This window comes from Ochrobactrum teleogrylli (assembly GCF_037482325.1).
Classification (GTDB): domain Bacteria; phylum Pseudomonadota; class Alphaproteobacteria; order Rhizobiales; family Rhizobiaceae; genus Brucella; species Brucella teleogrylli.
Map to the genome: position 1 here is coordinate 2,908,160 of NZ_JBBHKQ010000001.1, position 16,616 is coordinate 2,924,775.

A 16,616-nucleotide genomic window follows, 5' to 3' on the forward strand; every position below is an offset into this window, starting at 1 on the left:
CGGAGAATGACGATGCTTCGCATGAACCGCCGCCATTTTCTGGGTGTTTCGGGCAGCGCCGCAATCGCGGCCTGCCTGCCGGGTCAGGCTGTCAATGCCAACGCCTTTGCGGAGGTGCCGACCGGCAAGTCCCTGCATGGCCTGTCCGCGTTTGGCGAGCTGAAATATGGCAGCGATTTCACCCATTTCGATTACACCAGTCCAGACGCGCCGAAAGGCGGCACGTTCAGGTTTGCGCCAGCAAGCTGGACCTGGAACCAGAACACGCAGACCTTCAACACGCTCAGCACCTTTACCTTCAAGGGTGATGCGCCGCCGCGCATGGAGCTGACCTATGACAGCCTAATGGTCCCGGCGCTCGATGAACCGGATTCCGTCTACGGACTTCTCGCTGAAAGCGTCACGCTGTCGAAAGATCGTCGGGCCTGCACCTTCAAGCTGCGCAAGGAAGCGCGGTTCCATGACGGATCACCGATCACGGCGAAAGACGTGCTGTTCACCTATACGGTGCTGAAGGAAAAGGGCCACCCGCTCATACGTCAGTCGCTCGCCGGGATGGAAAAGGTGGAACTGACGGGCAAGAACGATATTCGCATGCGTTTTGCGGCGGATCGCGGCCCCAACGCCATCCTTGACACCGTGGTGCTGCCGATCCTGTCGGAGAACTGGTTCAAGGATCGCGATTTCGAAGCGACCACGATGGAACCAGTGCTCGGTTCGGGCGCTTACAAAGTGGGGAATTTCACCGCCGGTCAATTCATTGAATATGATCGTGTCGAAGACTACTGGGCCAAGGATTTGCCAGTGCGGCGCGGTTCCAGCCATTTCGACCGCATCCACATCGAGTTCTTCCGCGACCGGCAGCCGGAATTCGAAGCCTTCAAGAAAGGCGATATCGATTTCCGCTCGGAAAGCGTGTCCAAGAACTGGGCGACGGGCTATGACTTCCCGGCCATTCAGCAGAAAAAGGTTATCAAGCGCACTTTCCCGAAGGAAAAGAACCCGCTGATGCAGGCCTGGGCGCTGAACCAGCGTCGCGAGCGTTTCCGCGACCCGCGCGTTCGGGAGGCAATCAGCCTCTGTTTTGATTTCGAGTGGACCAACAAAAACCTCTTCTTCGACACCTATGAGCGCTCGCAATCGAGTTTCAACGGGTCGGATTTTCAGGCTAAGGGCCTCCCCACCCCGGATGAGTTGAAAGTGCTGGAACGCTATCGCGGCAAGCTTCCCGATGCCGTGTTCGGCGAGGCCGTCACCCTGCCGGTTTCGGATGGAACGGGGCGCGACCGCACGCAATTCGGCAAAGCCGTCAAACTGATGGAAGAAGCCGGTTTCGAGCGGCGCAACGGGCAGTTCCACGACAAGGACGGCGCGAAATTCGCGCTGGAAATTCTCAGCGATTCGGAAGCCTTCACGCGCGTCTACAATCCGTTCATCCAGAAACTGCGGGCCATCGGTATCGATGCCAATTTGCGGCTGGTGGATGCCAGCCAATATCAGGCACGGATGCAGGATTTCCAGTTCGACATGGTGGGCATTGCAATGCTGTTTGGCGCGACGCCGACGTCAGAATCGCTTTCCAGCATGTTTGGTTCGCAAGCGGCCAGGACGCCCGGAAGCTATAATCTGCCCGGCACTGCCGACCCGGTGATCGACGCCCTGATCGACGATGCCGGAAAGGTTACGACCCGCGACGATCTTGTCGCGACCATCAGAGTGCTGGATCGGTACTTGCGTATCCGGCGCGACTGGATTCCAAATTGGACAACAGCGAATCATCTCGTCGCCTATTGGGACCGGTTCGGTTTCAAGGAACCGAAGCCCGATTACGGCTTTCCGGTCGAGACGTTGTGGTGGATTGAAGAAGAAAAGGCAAAAGTTGTTGGTAAGCCATAAGAGAAACACGGATCTAACGCGAGAGCCAAGCTAATGGGCGCCTACATCCTCCGCCGCTTGATCTTAATGATCCCGACCATCTTCGGCATCATGGCTATTTCCTTCGCCGTTGTTCAGTTCGCTCCCGGCGGTCCGGTCGAGCGCGTGATCGCGCAGCTTTCCGGTCAGGGCGGCGATGCACTGGATCGCCTTTCCGGTGGTGGCAGCGATTTTGGCCAGAGCGCAGTCGATAGCGGCTCGGTCAACTCTAAATATCGCGGCGCACAGGGGCTCGACCCCCAATTCATTGCCGATCTTGAAAAGCAGTTTGGCTTCGACAAGCCGCCGCTGGAGCGTTTCGGCCAGATGCTATGGAATTATCTGCGTTTTGATTTTGGGCGCAGCTATTTCCGCGACATCAGCGTCATCGATCTGATCAAGGAAAAGATGCCGGTTTCAATCTCGCTCGGCCTGTGGCTGACGTTTCTGTCCTACATGATCTCGATCCCGCTTGGCATTCGCAAGGCAATCAAGGAAGGCACGCGCTTCGATACATGGACCAGCGCGGTCATCATTGTCGGTTACGCCATTCCAAGCTTCCTGTTCGCCATCCTGCTGATCGTGCTGTTTGCGGGCGGTTCCTTCTTCGACTGGTTCCCGCTGCGCGGTCTCACTTCGCCCGACTTCGCGCAAATGTCGTTCTGGGGCAAGATCGGCGACTATCTCTGGCACATGGTTCTGCCGGTCACCGCGCTGGTGCTTTCGGCCTTCGCCACCACAACACTTCTGACGAAAAACTCGTTTCTCGAGGAAATCCGCAAGCAATATGTGACGACGGCGCGCGCCAAGGGCCTCACCGAAAATCAGGTGCTTTATCGCCATGTCTTCCGCAACGCCATGCTGATCGTCATTGCCGGTTTTCCGGGCGCTTTCATCTCGGCTTTCTTCACCGGCTCGCTTTTGATTGAAACCATCTTCTCGCTCGACGGTCTTGGCCTGCTCGGCTACCAGTCGGTCATCAACCGTGATTATCCGGTTGTATTCGCCAATCTCTTCATCTTCTCGCTGATCGGTCTGCTCGTCGGGCTTCTGTCCGATCTGACCTATACGTGGATCGATCCGCGTATCGATTTCGACCGGAGGGACGTGTGATGACGGATGCCGCCCTCACCCCCACCGTCAAGCCCGTAAAGCGTCCATGGCTGTCGCCGCTGAACCGTCGTCGCTGGCAGAATTTCAAGGCCAACAAGCGCGGTTACTGGTCGCTGTGGGTTTTCCTGTTCCTGCTCATTGCCGCCCTTTGCTCGGAATTCATCGCCAATGATCGCCCCATTCTCGTTTCCTACAAGGGCGAGTTGCTGGCGCCGGTCTTTGTCGATTATCCGGAAGAGAAATTCGGCGGCTTCTATGCGGTGACCGACTATCGCGATCCGGTGATCCAGGAAGAAATCGCCAATAATGGCTGGGCGATCTGGCCGCCCATTCGCTATTCCTACAACACCGTGAATAATGAAATCCCGGAAGCCGCGCCGTCCAAGCCCTTCTGGCTCTATTCAGCCGAGGAGCGCTGCCAGCGCTATCCGCAAGGTGTGAGCGATCCCAATTGCCGTTTCGGTAATTTCAACCTGCTTGGCACCGACGATCAGGCGCGAGACGTCTTTGCGCGCGCGCTTTATGGCTTCCGCATTTCGGTGCTGTTCGGCCTGATCCTCACTTTCTTCTCGGCCATCATCGGCGTGACTGCCGGCGCGGTTCAGGGCTATTTCGGCGGCTGGGTCGATCTGATCTTCCAGCGCATCATCGAAATCTGGTCGTCAATCCCAGTGCTTTATCTGTTGCTGATCATAGCGGCAATCCTGCCGCCGGGCTTCTGGGTGCTGCTCGGCATCATGCTTCTCTTCTCATGGGTGGCATTCGTCGGCGTCGTGCGCGCTGAATTCCTGCGCGCCCGCAACTTCGAATATGTGAATGCAGCACGCGCGCTTGGCGTGAAGAACGGCACCATCATGTGGCGGCATCTTCTGCCCAATGCCATGGTGGCGACGCTGACCTTCCTGCCCTTCATCCTCAACGGCTCGATCACCACGCTGACCTCGCTCGACTTCCTCGGCTTCGGCCTGCCGCCCGGCTCCGCCTCGCTCGGCGAACTTCTGGCGCAGGGCAAGAATAATCTTCAGGCGCCTTGGCTCGGCATTACCGGCTTCGTGGTCATCTCAGTCATGCTGTCGCTGCTGATCTTCATCGGCGAGGCGACACGCGACGCATTCGATCCGCGAAAGGCATTTCAATGAGTGGGCCAATGAGCGGATCGATGAACAAAACCCTGCTGTCCGTCCGCGACTTGTCGGTGGCGTTTCGTCAGAACGGCGAAGAGCGCATTTCGGTCGACCGCGTGTCCTTCGACATTGCCGAAGGCGAAACTGTGGCACTGGTCGGCGAATCCGGCTCGGGCAAGTCTGTATCCGCTTTGTCGGTGCTGAAACTTCTGCCCTATCCGGCGGCCAGCCACCCTTCCGGTGAAATCCTTTTCAACGGCAAGGACCTGATGCAAGCCTCCGAGCCGGAATTGCGGCGCGTACGCGGCAACGACATTGCCATGATCTTTCAGGAGCCGATGACCTCGCTCAACCCGCTGCACAGCGTCGAGCGGCAGGTCGGCGAAATCCTGCGTGTGCATCAGGGCATGGGCGACGCCCAGGCACGGGCCCGCACGCTGGAGCTTTTGAACGAAGTGGGTATTCGCGAGCCGGAGAAGCGCCTGTCGGCCTTCCCGCATCAGCTTTCTGGCGGACAACGCCAGCGCGTGATGATCGCCATGGCGCTGGCCAACAAGCCGAAACTGCTGATTGCCGATGAACCCACCACCGCGCTGGACGTGACCGTTCAAGCGCAGATTTTGAAGCTGCTGGCCGAGCTCAAGGCCGCGCAGGGCATGTCGATGCTGTTCATCACCCACGATCTCGGCATCGTGCGCAAGATCGCCGACAAGGTCTGCGTGATGAGCAAAGGCAAGATCGTCGAGGCTGGACCGACAACGGAAATTTTCGACAATCCGCAGCATCCCTATACAAAACATCTGCTTGCCGCCGAACCGAAGGGCGAGCCGCCCGCTGCCGATCCGGCAGCGAAAACGGTGATGGAAGGCAAGGATATCCGTGTCTGGTTCCCGATCAAAAAGGGGTTCATGCGCAAGACCGTCGACCATGTGAAGGCGGTGGACGGTATCGATGTCAAACTGCGCGCCGGTCAGACACTCGGTGTCGTCGGCGAATCGGGCTCTGGCAAGACGACGCTCGGCCTTGCCCTTTCGCGCATGATTTCATCCAAGGGCGATATCCACTTTGAAGGGCGCGATATCGCGAAATTCAGCTTCAAGGACATGCGTCCGCTGCGTCGTGAAATGCAGATCGTGTTTCAGGACCCGTTCGGCTCGCTCTCCCCGCGCATGACCATTGCGGACATCATCGCCGAAGGTCTGCTGGTGCATGAGCCGAAACTCTCGGCAGACGACCGCGATGCGCGTGTCGTCTCGGCACTTCAGGAAGTGAACCTCGATCCCGAAACCCGCTTCCGCTATCCGCATGAATTTTCCGGCGGCCAGCGCCAGCGCATCGCCATTGCGCGCGCCATGGTGCTGAACCCGCGGTTCGTGATGCTGGATGAGCCGACCTCGGCGCTCGACATGAGCGTGCAGGCGCAAGTGGTCGATCTTTTGCGTGGATTGCAGAAGAAGCATGATCTCGCCTATCTTTTCATTAGCCACGATCTCAAAGTGGTGCGGGCACTGGCCAATGATGTGCTGGTGATGCGCAACGGCAAGGCGGTTGAGTATGGTACGGCGAAGGATGTCTTCGCCAATCCAAAGACCGACTATACCAAGGCGTTGATGGCGGCAGCCTTCCATATGGAGGCGCTCTAGTGGAGTGAATTTGACATTTGGACACCGCCCGACCGATACGCAGGTTCAAATGTCAAATTCAAAACTCCACTAGATACAGAATTGATAAGTGGTCCTTTGATTCCGACATTTGCTCGGAGCTAAAGGCAATTGAAGGCAAATGTCGGAATCGGACCACTTGGGGAGGAGTGAGGCAATGACCACGAACAACGACAAAGGCAATATTCTTCTGGCGATCACCGATTGGGATCCGGAAATCTGGCTGAAGACATTCAAGGACAATGCGCCGGATCGCCCCGTGGTGACCGAGCGCGCCGAGACCGATCCTTCCGTCAAATACGCGCTCGTATGGAAGCAGAAGCCCGGCTCGCTCGCCAATCTGCCCAATCTGAAAGTCATCTTCTCGCTTGGCGCTGGCGTGGACCATGTGTTCCGCGATGACCGCATTCCCGATGTGCCGCTGGTGCGCATCATCTCCGACGATCTGACCATGCGCATGACCGAATATGTGGTCTGGCAGGTGCTGGATCATCACCGTCTGGGCTCGCGCTATCGCAAGCAGCAGCAGAACCATGTCTGGCACGAAGATCGCCGCCAGCCTGCCGCGCATGAGGTGACGGTTGGCATTATGGGGCTTGGCGTGCTGGGTCGCGATGCGGCTGAAAAGCTGACCGCGCTCGGTTTCAACGTGACCGGATGGAGCCGCCGCCCTCAGGAAATCAAGGGCGTCAAAACCTATCACGGTCGCGACGGCTTTGGCGCTTTCCTCAAGACCGCCGATATTTTCGTCTGCTTGCTGCCGCTGACGCCGGACACCAAGGGCATCCTGTCCATGTCGATGTTCGCGCAGTTGAAAAGCGACGGACCGTTCGGCGCGCCGGTATTGATCAATGCCGGACGCGGCGGCTTGCAGAACGAGGCTGATATTCTGGCCGCGCTGGACCGTGGGCTGCTTTCGGCAGCAACGCTCGATGTGTTCAATCAGGAACCGCTGCCGGCCACCAGCGCGCTCTGGGATCATCCGCGCGTGACGATCACCCCGCACGCCGCCGCAAGCTCGTCAGCGACCGCGCTGGTGCCGCAGATCATCCGGCAGATCGAAGCCTTTGAGCGCAATGGCACGCTGGAGCATATCGTCGACCGCAACACGCAGTATTGATGTTGATATTCGGCTTGATCGGCAGCTACCGGCTGCCGGTCATCTCACCGCCTATCCCTGCACGATTTCCTTGCGCATGGTGATGGAGGTCGTGCGCGTATAGCCGGGATGCGCCGTTTCCGCGATCTTGCAATAACCGAGCTTTTCAAACACTGCCCGGTTGCGCATCAGTTCGATACGCACCTGCAATTCAATCGCCGGCTTGCCCGTCGCGATAGTTTCGGCCTCCACACAATGCATAAGGGCGCGCGCGATCCCTTGCCCCTCGTAAGCAGGCGCAACGGCCAGCTTGCCGAGATAAAAGCTGTCGCTTCCTTCTTTGATGAAAACGCAGCCTACCAGTTCGTCGCCGATCAGGGCGACAAAGCCGATTTCATCGCTGGCCTTTTGTTTCAGTCCTTCCGCGGTCAGAAGATGCGCGGACGACGGCGGATCGATCACGCCGTCCATATAGGCAAAGCTGTCGCGGATGAGTTTCAGAAGCTCGTCCCAGCGGGCGAAATCCTGAGTGATGGGTACGATACGGGGCGTGGTCATTTGGGCGTGCGCGCCTTGTATCGAATGGTCTCGAAGCGGACATTCAGCGCATTATAGAGCAACAGGCGACCGACCAGCGGCTCGCCGATGCCAGTGACGAGCTTGATGACCTCCATCGCTTGCAAGCTGCCGATCACGCCCGGCAACACGCCCAGCACGCCCGCTTCCGCGCAGGTTGGGACGGTTCCCGGCGGCGGTGCTTCCGGGAAGAGATCACGATAGGAGGGATGTGGCACGCCATCTGGCCCCGTCAGATAGGGCATCAGGACCGTCACGGTGCCATCGAAACGGCCCATCGCGCCTGTCACCAGCGGGCGCCCGACCTTGGCTGCCGTATCCGCCAGCACATAGCGTGTCGTGAAATTATCGGAACCGTCGACGATCACATCGTAAGCGGCAATGAGCGCTTCGGCATTGTCCGCACTGAGACGCAGGGCGTGGCCTTCGACCGCCACATGCGGATTGATGCGCGTAATGGCGCTTCGCGCGCTCTCGACCTTTTGCTGCCCGACGCTTTCCGTGTCGTGGATGACCTGACGCTGCAGGTTGGACAGCGAAACCGTGTCGTCATCGACGATGCCAAGCGTTCCTATGCCCGCTGCCGCCAGATATTGCAGCACGGGCGCGCCGAGACCGCCAGCGCCGACGACCAGCACGCGGGCCGCCTTCAGCTTCTGCTGGCCGGGACCGCCGACTTCCGGCAGCACGATATGGCGCGCATAGCGTTCAAGCTCTTCGGACGAAAATGGTCTGGATGGTGCATTCATGATGGTCACAACATAAGCCGCCGCGACGATGCTGTCAGCGGATATTTTAGCTCTTGGTGAGGACGCCGCCTGCGACACTGAAAAACTGTGCATCGCCGCCAAGCGTATCGAACAGCGCCCTGTCGGTTCCGGTCATGAAGGCCTGTCCGCCGAGATCATCGAGAATGCCGAACAAGGCGGCACGACGACCTGAATCGAGATGCGCGGCGATTTCGTCCAGAAGGAGAATCGGGGCCATGCCGGATAATTCGCCGGTCAGGCGCGCATGGGCGAGGATAAGACCGATCAGCAATGCCTTCTGCTCCCCGGTCGAACAAAGGGCGGCAGGCATCGCCTTCGGCCGATGCTGCACGATGAGGTCGGTGCGGTGCGGCCCGTCCAGCGTGCGGCCAGCCGCTCGATCCCGGCTGCGCCCGTCACGCAAGTTGCGGCGGAAATCCTCTTCCAGATCGAGCGCCGCCTCAACGCCGATCCGCTGTTCCAGCGAACCTTCCAGAAAGCAATCCGCCTTCGGGAAAGGACCTTCTGCCGGCAACCGTTCGATCATGGCTGCAATCAGCCGCATGGCTTCCGCCCGCGCTGCGGCAATGGCGGTGCCAAGCTCCGCCATCTGACTTTCAATGGCGTCGAGCCACCGGTCGTCATTATTGCCTTCGTTCAAAAGCCGGTTACGGCTGCGCATGGCCTTCTCATAATCGAGCACACGCTTGCCGTGCGCGGTATCGATGGCGAGCACCATGCGGTCGAGAAAACGCCGCCGGTCTGACGCGCCCCCGGTAAAAAGCCCGTCCATGGAAGGAACTACCCAAAGAATGCGGGCATAATCGAGCAGCTCGTCGCCAGAGGCCGCAACGCCGTTGATGCGAACCTTGCGCCCCCCTTCTCCGCCGGCTGCGGTTCCGGTGCCGATTTCTGCTTCGCCGTAAATCATACAGTCGAGCGTCGCATGGATGGCAAAGCCATCATGCGCGACCGTTCGCGCCACATCGTCATAGGAGGCCCGGCGAAGGCCGCGCCCCGGCGACAGAAAGGAAAGTGCTTCGATGAGATTGGTCTTGCCGGAACCGTTCTCGCCCGTCAGCACCACATGGCCGGGACCAAGCGGCAGCGAGAGTTCCGCATAATTGCGGAAATCAGTCAATTTAAGCCGCCGGACCGAAACCCGGTCAGGGCGGCTCGTTATATCGTCTTTTATATCCACAATTGGGTTCTTTAAGAGACCTCTTCCAGCGAGATGCCGTGGCTGTCGAGATTTTGGTTATGGTGAGCCGAAAATGGCGGGATTTGAGAACCGGAGCGGAGTGTACTTCACCGCATAATCCCGAAAAGTTGCTGACTTGTCGGGATTATGCGTCGAAAAATGCCACGTGAGCACCGGAAGCGAAAAATCACGCCATTTGCAGGCCGCCAGAGCCTGAAGATCGATAGCTCTTAGACGCGCATCGGCATCAGGACATACAGCACATCTTCGTCGCCGGTGTCGCGCACCAGTGTAGGCGAACCGGCATCAGCCAGCATGAAGACAGCATCCGAGCCGGAAAGCTGGCTGGTGATGTCCAGCAGATATTTGGAGTTGAAGCCGATATCCAGTGGATCGGAATCATAATCCGCTGCCAGCTCATCCGTAGCGCTGCCCGAATCGGGATTATTGACCGTCAGCGTCAACTGGCCATCGGCGATGGAAAGCTTGACCGCACGGCCACGCTCGCTCGAAATGGTCGAAACGCGGTCCACCGAAGCGGCGAATTCCTGGCGTCCGATGGTGAGCTTCTTGTCATTGCCGGAAGGAATGACGCGCTGGTAATCCGGGAAGGTGCCGTCGATGAGCTTGGAAGTAAGCACCACCGAGCCGACCGTGAAGCGGATCTTGGCATCCGACAGTTCCACTGTCGCCACCACATCCGGAGCGTCAACCAGCTTTTGCAGTTCGGCAACCGTCTTGCGCGGGATGATAATGCCCGGCATGCCTTCCGTGCCCGATGGCGCTTCCAGTTCGGCGCGGGCCAAACGGTGACCGTCGGTCGCCACGGCGCGCAGCTTCAGAGCGCCGTCGCTTTCAATGGCATGGAAGTAGATGCCGTTCAGATAATAGCGGGTTTCTTCCGTCGAGATCGCAAACTGGGTGCGGTCGATAAGGCGCTTCAGCGCCTGCGCTTCGATGCGGAAGGAATGGGTGAAAGACCCGGCTGTCAGTTCCGGGAAGTCCGACTGCGGCAGACACTGGAGACGGAAGGACGATTTGCCGGAAATGACCGACATCGAACCGCCATCCGGATTGGTCGACAGCATGACTTCCGCGCCATCGGGAAGCTTGCGCACAATGTCATAGAGAAGGTGTGCCGGAACGGTCGTCGCACCCGCCTGCTCGACCATGGCGGCGGTTGCTTCATTCACTTCGAGGTCGAGATCGGTCGCCTTGAGGGCGAGGCTTGCGCCTTCGGCCTGCAAAAGCACGTTCGACAGAATCGGAATCGTGTTGCGACGCTCCACGACGCGGTGGACGTGGTTGAGAGATTTGAGAAGGTTCGATCGCTCTAGGGTAACACGCATGTTCAAACGCACTCGCTCGCTGGGACCAGGGCGCTTGCATCTGACGGGCAGCGGCCCTCGTCGGTACGGCGCCAGAGGCGCCAGAAAGGTCCGTTAAAGTGGCAGATTTTTAAGGAGAAAAGCAAGCCCGCGCCGTGCCGTAATGCGACAGGGCCCGGGCTTTTTGTTGATAACCGCCTTTGATAGCGGGGAAGCTGGTTTTATCAGGCAGCCTGATCGTTGATGAGGCGCTTCAGAAGCTCCAGTTCCTGTGCCAGCTTGGTGTCGGCACCCACCAGATCTTCGATCTTGCGCACAGCGTGCAGCACGGTGGTGTGATCGCGTCCGCCAAAGCGGCGGCCAATTTCAGGCAGCGAGCGCGGCGTCATCATCTTGGCGAGATACATCGCCACCTGACGCGGCTTCACGATGGTGCGGGTACGACGATTCGAGAGCAGATCCTGCTTCGAAACATTGTAATGGCGCGCCACGATGCGCTGGATCTCCTCGATGCGGATGCGCTTCGGTTCACCTGCGCGGGTCAAATGACCCAGCAGCTCATCCACGCGGTCGATTGACAGATTCGGCTCGAAAGACTGGCGGAACAGAAGCTGGTTGAAAGCACCTTCCAGCTCGCGACCCGATCCGGTGACGGTGCGGGCAACATGCGAGAGAATCTCGTCGCCAATGTTGAGGCTCGGATCTTCGACCTGTGCCGTGTTCAGACGACGGCGCAGCATTTCAACGCGCATGTCGTAATCCGGTGCGGCCACTTCAAGCGCGACGCCGCCCTGCAGACGCGAACGGACGCGAACGTCGAGCGATTCCAGTTCCGACGGTGCACGATCAGCGGCAACCACGACCTGCTTGGCGCTGTCGAGCAGCGTGTTCAGGAGATGGCAGAACTCGTGCTGAATGGACTTGCCCTGCAGGAACTGCATGTCGTCGATGACCAGAAGGTCGATGTCGCGCAGCTGCTCCTTGAAGGAAAGCGCATTGTTGTCACGGATCGCGGTCGCAAAGCGCCACATGAAATATTCAGCTGTCAGATAAACGACGCGGGCCTTTTCCTGACGCTGCAACGCTGCCGCTGCAATGGCCTGGAGAAGATGCGTCTTGCCGAGACCGACCGAGGCATGGATGAAAAGCGGGTTGAAGCGCACGGCGCTGGAACCGGCTTCCGCAATGGTGCGGGCGGCAGCAAGCGCCACGCGATTCGATGCGCCATCGACGAAGCTGTCGAAGGTGTAGCGCGGATCAAGCGGCGAACCGAGAATCGAGCCCGAAGCGGCAGCCGATTCTGCGACCACGGCGGAGCCGCGCTTGTCGCCGATATGCTGACCGGCAAAGGACTGGCCGACCGGGAACATCATCTTTTCGCGCGGCGCCACGACCGGCTTGGTTTCAGCCGATTCTGCCGTTTCTGCGGGAGCGGCGCTGCGAACCACACGGTTCATGCCGCGCACCACGACTTCGACCTTCAGGATCTGCGCGTTTTCTTCCTGCCAGAGTTCGGTCAGGAGTTCGGAATAATGATTGTTGATCCAGGAGCGCAGAAAAGCGGTCGGAACCGACAGACGCACAATGCTCTTGGAAATATCGTCAAGTTTCAACCGGCCAAACCAGCTCGAATAGATTTCGCTGCCCACGCGGGCTTTCAGCTTTGCCGTCAGGCGCTCGAAAGCCTCTTCGCTAACCGCAGCGTCCACGTTCGTCAGGCTCTTGTCATTGCCGGTAGCAGAAGATCCATGGATACGGTTCGCATGTGCATCATCACCCATCGTTGCCGTCGCCTTGCCGCTCGTCATTGCCATCGCTCGCCTGCCTTCACATTCGTACGCGCCATTTTCCGGCGCTTGTCATTTTTTCCAGCTCGTCGTTCCGGATCTGTCGTCCTTCAACGTCGGCGGTACTCATTCATACACTCAGGCCCGCAAACATCCGGGCCAAACACAAACTCAATCGAACCCAACAGGTCCCAAACCGAAATACTCCTTTCCGGTTACCCGCGCACGACTCATACAACTGTTCACCGAAGGCTGATTGCCCGGAACCCCTTCCACGACAACCACTCAATTGCCCGCCATCTGTCCAAAACGACTTTCCGGTTAATGGCCAGTTAATGGCCCGGTCATTGAATGATAAGCAATCGCCTGAAAGAAAGAGGACCTTGGAGACCAGAAAATAGCGCCCGCGGATTGAACATCCACGCTGACATTCGACAGCAATAAGCGCTAACTCCGGGCCGGTGGCCCACCCCTCTTGATGAGCTGACTTTAGCGAAGGGCCGGCGCAAAGAGCAAGCCTGAGATTGCCAGTTTTTTTTCATAAAACCCCTTGCATAGGGCAGTGCGACAGACAGGGAATCGGACGCCAGCGAATTAACGCCTTTGGATTCAAGGCATTTTCCACATGGTCAAATTAGATGGTCCTGATCTGTTCCGCCTGAAAAATAAATTTTAAAATTTTGCTTGACTCAAACGGCCTTCCGAGTCCGGTCAGACCCCTGTGGATAACTCCGTCGAAATCTACGCAAATGATTGAAATTACAATTGAAAATTACCCAATCATTGCTTTTGGAAACCCCGGAAACCGGCCTCTTCACATTGAAAAATCTGCGAAAAAATTGCGACCTCTCGTTGCGCAGTCTTCCGTCAGAAACCCGGAAAAAAGAAAACCCGGCTAACAATGAGCCGGGTTTCAAAATTTACATATAAAAATAGGCAGCAATTAGGCGTTGAGTGCCTTCACGCGCTTGGCAAGACGAGACACCTTGCGAGCAGCAGTGTTCTTATGCACGACGCCCTTGGAGGCTGCGCGCATCAGTTCAGGCTCAGCAGCCTTGAATGCGACTTCCGCAGCCTGCTTGTCGCCGCTCAGAAGAGCGTCTTCCAGCTTGCGGATGAAAGTGCGAACGCGCGAGCGGCGCGACTTGTTGATTTCGGTGCGGGCAGCGATCTTGCGCACTGCCTTCTTGGCCGAAGGAGTATTGGCCATAAATGCCTCTCTTTTTCTGTCAGCTAGCCAGGGGCTTAAACCGCCGGGCACAAAACCTCTAGGGCAGCCGAAATCCCTAGAAATCCCGGGAAGGCCGCCGATCCGTGGGCGGGCTTATAGATCAGCTTTGCCCTCACGTCAACGAGGATTCTGCCTCAACCGCCAATCAAAAAGCCGGATTTGCGCCTGCGCGCGGGCTTTTCGGCCCTTACAAGGGGCCATCATACCACATCGGGCAACGGTAATAGCTGCCCGATGTGCTGTCGGTCTTATCGATTCTTGAAGCTTGGCGTGCGCTTGTCGATGAAAGCAGCCATACCTTCTTTCTGATCTTCGGTCGCAAAAAGCGAATGGAACAGGCGGCGCTCATAGCGCAGTCCTTCGTTCAAGGTCATTTCGTAGCTGCGATTGACGGCTTCCTTGGCCATCAGCACGGACGGACGCGAGAACGAGGCGATGCGCTCGGCTGCCTTCAGCGCTTCTTCCAGCAAGACTTCCGGCTCGACGACCCGCGAAACGAGACCCGAACGCTCGGCTTCCGCTGCATCCATCATGCGGCCCGTCAGGCACATATCCATGGCCTTGGACTTGCCGACAAAACGGGTCAGGCGCTGCGAGCCGCCCATGCCAGGAATTACGCCCAGCGTAATTTCCGGCTGGCCGAACTTGGCATTGCTGCCCGCGATGATGAAGTCGCACATCATGGCCAGCTCGCACCCGCCACCCAGCGCATAGCCGGAAACGGCGGCGATGATCGGCTTGCGCACGCGGTCCACCTTCTGCCAGTCGGCGAACATATCCTGCAAATAGGCATCGACGAAATCGATCGACTGCATTTCCTTGATGTCGGCGCCAGCCGCGAAGGCTTTTTCGGAACCGGTCAATACCACGGCGCCAATCTTGTCATCGGCGTCGAAAGCCGAGATCGCATCCGTCAGATCATCGAGCACCCCACGATTAAGCGCATTGAGCGCTTGCGGGCGATTGAGGCGGATAAGCCCGACATTGCCGCGCGTCTCGACGATGATCGTTTCATAAGCCATGGAATTCTGCTCCTCCTTCATCAGGCATCGCCATCCGGTTCAGGCCCCTATAAGGCCGATACCATGACAGCTTCAATTTCCGGGCGGCAAGGTGAACCGGCCATCCCCGTTTGGCAAGGTCTTATGTCTGGCAGGAGGCACAGAAAAAAGTCGAACGTCCCGCCTGAACCGCACGCTCGACCACGCCATTGCAGGCGGGATTGCGACACGGCTCCCCTTCCCGCCCATAGACCGAGAAGGAATGCTGGAAATAGCCGAGCGCGCCATCGGCCTGAATATAATCCTTCAGACTCGATCCGCCCGCAGCAATCGCCTCCGCAATCACTGTGCGGATATCGCTCGCCAGACGCTCCATAAGTGCTGCATCGTCCGCCACGGCCCCGGCTGCCCGCATGGGCGACAGGCCGGAACGCCACAGCGCCTCGCAGACATAGATATTGCCGAGACCGGCGATCAGCCGCTGATCGAGCAGCGCTGCCTTGAGCGGCGTGCGCCGTCCCTGGAACAACTCCGCCAGTACCGCCCCCGACAGAAGATTGCCGGTCGGTTCGATCCCGAGGCCGCTCAGAAACGGATGCGTATCGAGTGCGCCTTTTTCCGCAAACAGCATGAAGCCGAAACGGCGCGGATCATTATAGATGATGCGCGCGCCCGAACCGCCCGGCCGCAGCAGGTGAAACACCACATGGTCATGGGCGCTGTTCTTCGAACGCTCATGATGGAAGGCGCCGGGCGTATCGGCATCGTCGTCGGCCTCGATGCGAAACGAGCCGGACATGCCAAGATGGCTGATAACGGACAGGCCGTCATCAAGGTGAAGCGTGAGATATTTCGCACGGCGACCGAGCGCCTCGATACGATGGCCGGTCAGGCGTTCGACAAAATGCTCCGGGAAAGGAAAGCGGAGATCGGGTCTGTTCTGATCGACACGTTCGATGATTGCTCCTTCCATGAAGGGTTGCAAGCCGCGGCGAACGGTTTCTACCTCTGGCAATTCTGGCATGAAAACAAATCCTGAAGGGGGCGGTTTGGCCTTTCCTTCTATATGTTGGGTTTTGTCCGCATTGCCAAGCACTACAGTTGCATTCTTCGTGATGCCGGTCTGCAACGAGCAATTTCCTGCGCTCCGGTGCTCACGTACGTTGAAGTACGCTCCGCTCCGGTGCTCGAAAATCACTCGTTTCGCCGCGGGCTGACGAATTTGCAACTGTAGTGCAATGGGCAGAGCCAAGAGACGGGTTCAGCAACCGCTGCAGGGAATGGTGTTGGTATAACGCGGCGCGAGGTAATAGGTCTCGCTCATCGGTATGCTGGTCGATATCCAGGAATTCAGCGGCTTGTAGTCCAGTTCGACATCGACCTTGATGAAATAGGCATCGCTTGCGACCAGCGCCTCGGGAAGATCGGTCTTGCTGCCAGCCAGCGCCGCGAAATTTGCGACATTGGCGCGCGACCAGTCAACAGTCACGGAATAGGTGCTGGACGACTGCGCCTTGGTGACCTTGATGGCTGTCACCCTGATCTTCGGGCTTGTCCGGCGATAGGGCAAAAGCGACGTGCTGCCGATGGCGAACATATCGTCGATATCCGTGGCTTTGACGGATATCTGGCGCGTGACCAGATCGGCAAGGCTACTCGCGGACCGCGACACCTTCTTGTTGACGTCGAGACCATCGGCCAAATCGGTGGAGCCCAGATAAATCAGGAGCAGAACCGGGATGATCAGCGCGAATTCAACCGCGCCGACCGCGCGCTTGTCGCGGAAAAATCTCTTCAACAACCGGGATAATGCTGTTCGCATGGCGATATAG

The 16,616-nt window shown here is 58.4% G+C and carries 14 protein-coding genes; 5 read left to right on the plus strand and 9 right to left on the minus strand.

Features of this window, described 5'->3' with window-relative positions; genetic code table 11:
- Nucleotides 1–6: 6 nt before the first annotated feature.
- From WIX40_RS13590 to WIX40_RS13610, 5 genes are all read left to right on the plus strand, one after another.
- Nucleotides 7–1,896: an extracellular solute-binding protein gene (locus WIX40_RS13590; protein ID WP_339440224.1), complete on the plus strand. Its 1,890-nt coding sequence runs from the start codon at nucleotides 7–9 to the stop codon at nucleotides 1,894–1,896.
- A 33-nt stretch (nucleotides 1,897–1,929) separates the two neighbouring features.
- Nucleotides 1,930–3,027 (plus strand): microcin C ABC transporter permease YejB, encoded by a 1,098-nt coding sequence (locus WIX40_RS13595; RefSeq protein WP_140026095.1) that lies wholly within the window; start codon nucleotides 1,930–1,932, stop codon nucleotides 3,025–3,027.
- The gene (locus WIX40_RS13600; RefSeq protein WP_140026094.1) at nucleotides 3,027–4,166 is read left to right on the plus strand and encodes an ABC transporter permease; all 1,140 of its coding nucleotides are present in this window, start codon (nucleotides 3,027–3,029) and stop codon (nucleotides 4,164–4,166) included. The genes WIX40_RS13595 and WIX40_RS13600 overlap by 1 nt, the downstream gene beginning before the upstream one ends.
- A 20-nt stretch (nucleotides 4,167–4,186) precedes the next feature.
- Entirely contained in the window at nucleotides 4,187–5,794 is a 1,608-nt protein-coding gene (locus tag WIX40_RS13605) for an ABC transporter ATP-binding protein (protein ID WP_339440226.1), read from the plus strand.
- Between the two features lie 175 nt (nucleotides 5,795–5,969).
- On the plus strand, nucleotides 5,970–6,932 hold the full coding sequence (locus tag WIX40_RS13610; protein WP_140026092.1) for a 2-hydroxyacid dehydrogenase: 963 nt from the start codon (nucleotides 5,970–5,972) through the stop codon (nucleotides 6,930–6,932).
- 51 nt (nucleotides 6,933–6,983) lie between these two features.
- Here WIX40_RS13610 and WIX40_RS13615 read toward each other — a convergent pair whose 3' ends face one another.
- The 9 genes from WIX40_RS13615 to WIX40_RS13655 form a co-directional block, all read right to left on the minus strand.
- Nucleotides 6,984–7,469: a GNAT family N-acetyltransferase gene (locus tag WIX40_RS13615; RefSeq protein ID WP_339440228.1), complete on the minus strand. Its 486-nt coding sequence runs from the start codon at nucleotides 7,467–7,469 to the stop codon at nucleotides 6,984–6,986.
- Nucleotides 7,466–8,236, minus strand: coding sequence for a molybdopterin-synthase adenylyltransferase MoeB (locus WIX40_RS13620; protein ID WP_339440230.1), 771 nt, complete (start codon nucleotides 8,234–8,236; stop codon nucleotides 7,466–7,468). The genes WIX40_RS13615 and WIX40_RS13620 overlap by 4 nt, the downstream gene beginning before the upstream one ends.
- Before the next feature lie 46 nt (nucleotides 8,237–8,282).
- A complete protein-coding gene (recF, locus tag WIX40_RS13625; RefSeq protein WP_339440231.1) occupies nucleotides 8,283–9,437 on the minus strand; it encodes a DNA replication/repair protein RecF in 1,155 nt (384 codons plus the stop codon).
- Nucleotides 9,438–9,667: 230 nt separating this feature from the next.
- A complete protein-coding gene (gene dnaN / locus WIX40_RS13630) occupies nucleotides 9,668–10,786 on the minus strand; it encodes a DNA polymerase III subunit beta (protein ID WP_109368055.1) in 1,119 nt (372 codons plus the stop codon).
- 203 nt (nucleotides 10,787–10,989) lie between these two features.
- Nucleotides 10,990–12,573 carry a chromosomal replication initiator protein DnaA gene (gene dnaA / locus WIX40_RS13635; RefSeq protein WP_109368053.1) on the minus strand — a complete coding sequence of 528 codons (1,584 nt, stop codon included), beginning with the start codon at nucleotides 12,571–12,573 and terminating at the stop codon, nucleotides 10,990–10,992.
- 922 nt (nucleotides 12,574–13,495) lie between these two features.
- Nucleotides 13,496–13,762 (minus strand): 30S ribosomal protein S20, encoded by a 267-nt coding sequence (gene rpsT / locus WIX40_RS13640; RefSeq protein WP_078337759.1) that lies wholly within the window; start codon nucleotides 13,760–13,762, stop codon nucleotides 13,496–13,498.
- A gap of 269 nt (nucleotides 13,763–14,031) precedes the next feature.
- A complete protein-coding gene (locus WIX40_RS13645) occupies nucleotides 14,032–14,805 on the minus strand; it encodes an enoyl-CoA hydratase (RefSeq protein ID WP_339440233.1) in 774 nt (257 codons plus the stop codon).
- 121 nt (nucleotides 14,806–14,926) lie between these two features.
- The gene (gene mutM, locus WIX40_RS13650; RefSeq protein WP_339440234.1) at nucleotides 14,927–15,808 is read right to left on the minus strand and encodes a bifunctional DNA-formamidopyrimidine glycosylase/DNA-(apurinic or apyrimidinic site) lyase; all 882 of its coding nucleotides are present in this window, start codon (nucleotides 15,806–15,808) and stop codon (nucleotides 14,927–14,929) included.
- Nucleotides 15,809–16,045: 237 nt separating this feature from the next.
- Nucleotides 16,046–16,585: a TadE/TadG family type IV pilus assembly protein gene (locus WIX40_RS13655; RefSeq protein ID WP_339440236.1), complete on the minus strand. Its 540-nt coding sequence runs from the start codon at nucleotides 16,583–16,585 to the stop codon at nucleotides 16,046–16,048.
- Nucleotides 16,586–16,616: the final 31 nt, after the last annotated feature.

Excerpts from the sequence above, each read along its gene's own strand:
- WIX40_RS13605 (WP_339440226.1), top strand. The coding sequence starts at position 4,187 with ATGAACAAAACCCTGCTGTCCGTCCGCGACTTGTCGGTGGCGTTTCGT.
- WIX40_RS13600 (WP_140026094.1), top strand. The coding sequence starts at position 3,027 with ATGACGGATGCCGCCCTCACCCCCACCGTCAAGCCCGTAAAGCGTCCA.
- mutM (WP_339440234.1), bottom strand. The coding sequence starts at position 15,808 with ATGCCAGAATTGCCAGAGGTAGAAACCGTTCGCCGCGGCTTGCAACCC.
- WIX40_RS13590 (WP_339440224.1), top strand. The coding sequence starts at position 7 with ATGACGATGCTTCGCATGAACCGCCGCCATTTTCTGGGTGTTTCGGGC.
- rpsT (WP_078337759.1), bottom strand. The coding sequence starts at position 13,762 with ATGGCCAATACTCCTTCGGCCAAGAAGGCAGTGCGCAAGATCGCTGCC.
- WIX40_RS13610 (WP_140026092.1), top strand. The coding sequence starts at position 5,970 with ATGACCACGAACAACGACAAAGGCAATATTCTTCTGGCGATCACCGAT.
- WIX40_RS13645 (WP_339440233.1), bottom strand. The coding sequence starts at position 14,805 with ATGGCTTATGAAACGATCATCGTCGAGACGCGCGGCAATGTCGGGCTT.
- WIX40_RS13615 (WP_339440228.1), bottom strand. The coding sequence starts at position 7,469 with ATGACCACGCCCCGTATCGTACCCATCACTCAGGATTTCGCCCGCTGG.
- WIX40_RS13620 (WP_339440230.1), bottom strand. The coding sequence starts at position 8,236 with ATGAATGCACCATCCAGACCATTTTCGTCCGAAGAGCTTGAACGCTAT.
- dnaN (WP_109368055.1), bottom strand. The coding sequence starts at position 10,786 with ATGCGTGTTACCCTAGAGCGATCGAACCTTCTCAAATCTCTCAACCAC.
- dnaA (WP_109368053.1), bottom strand. The coding sequence starts at position 12,573 with ATGACGAGCGGCAAGGCGACGGCAACGATGGGTGATGATGCACATGCG.
- WIX40_RS13595 (WP_140026095.1), top strand. The coding sequence starts at position 1,930 with ATGGGCGCCTACATCCTCCGCCGCTTGATCTTAATGATCCCGACCATC.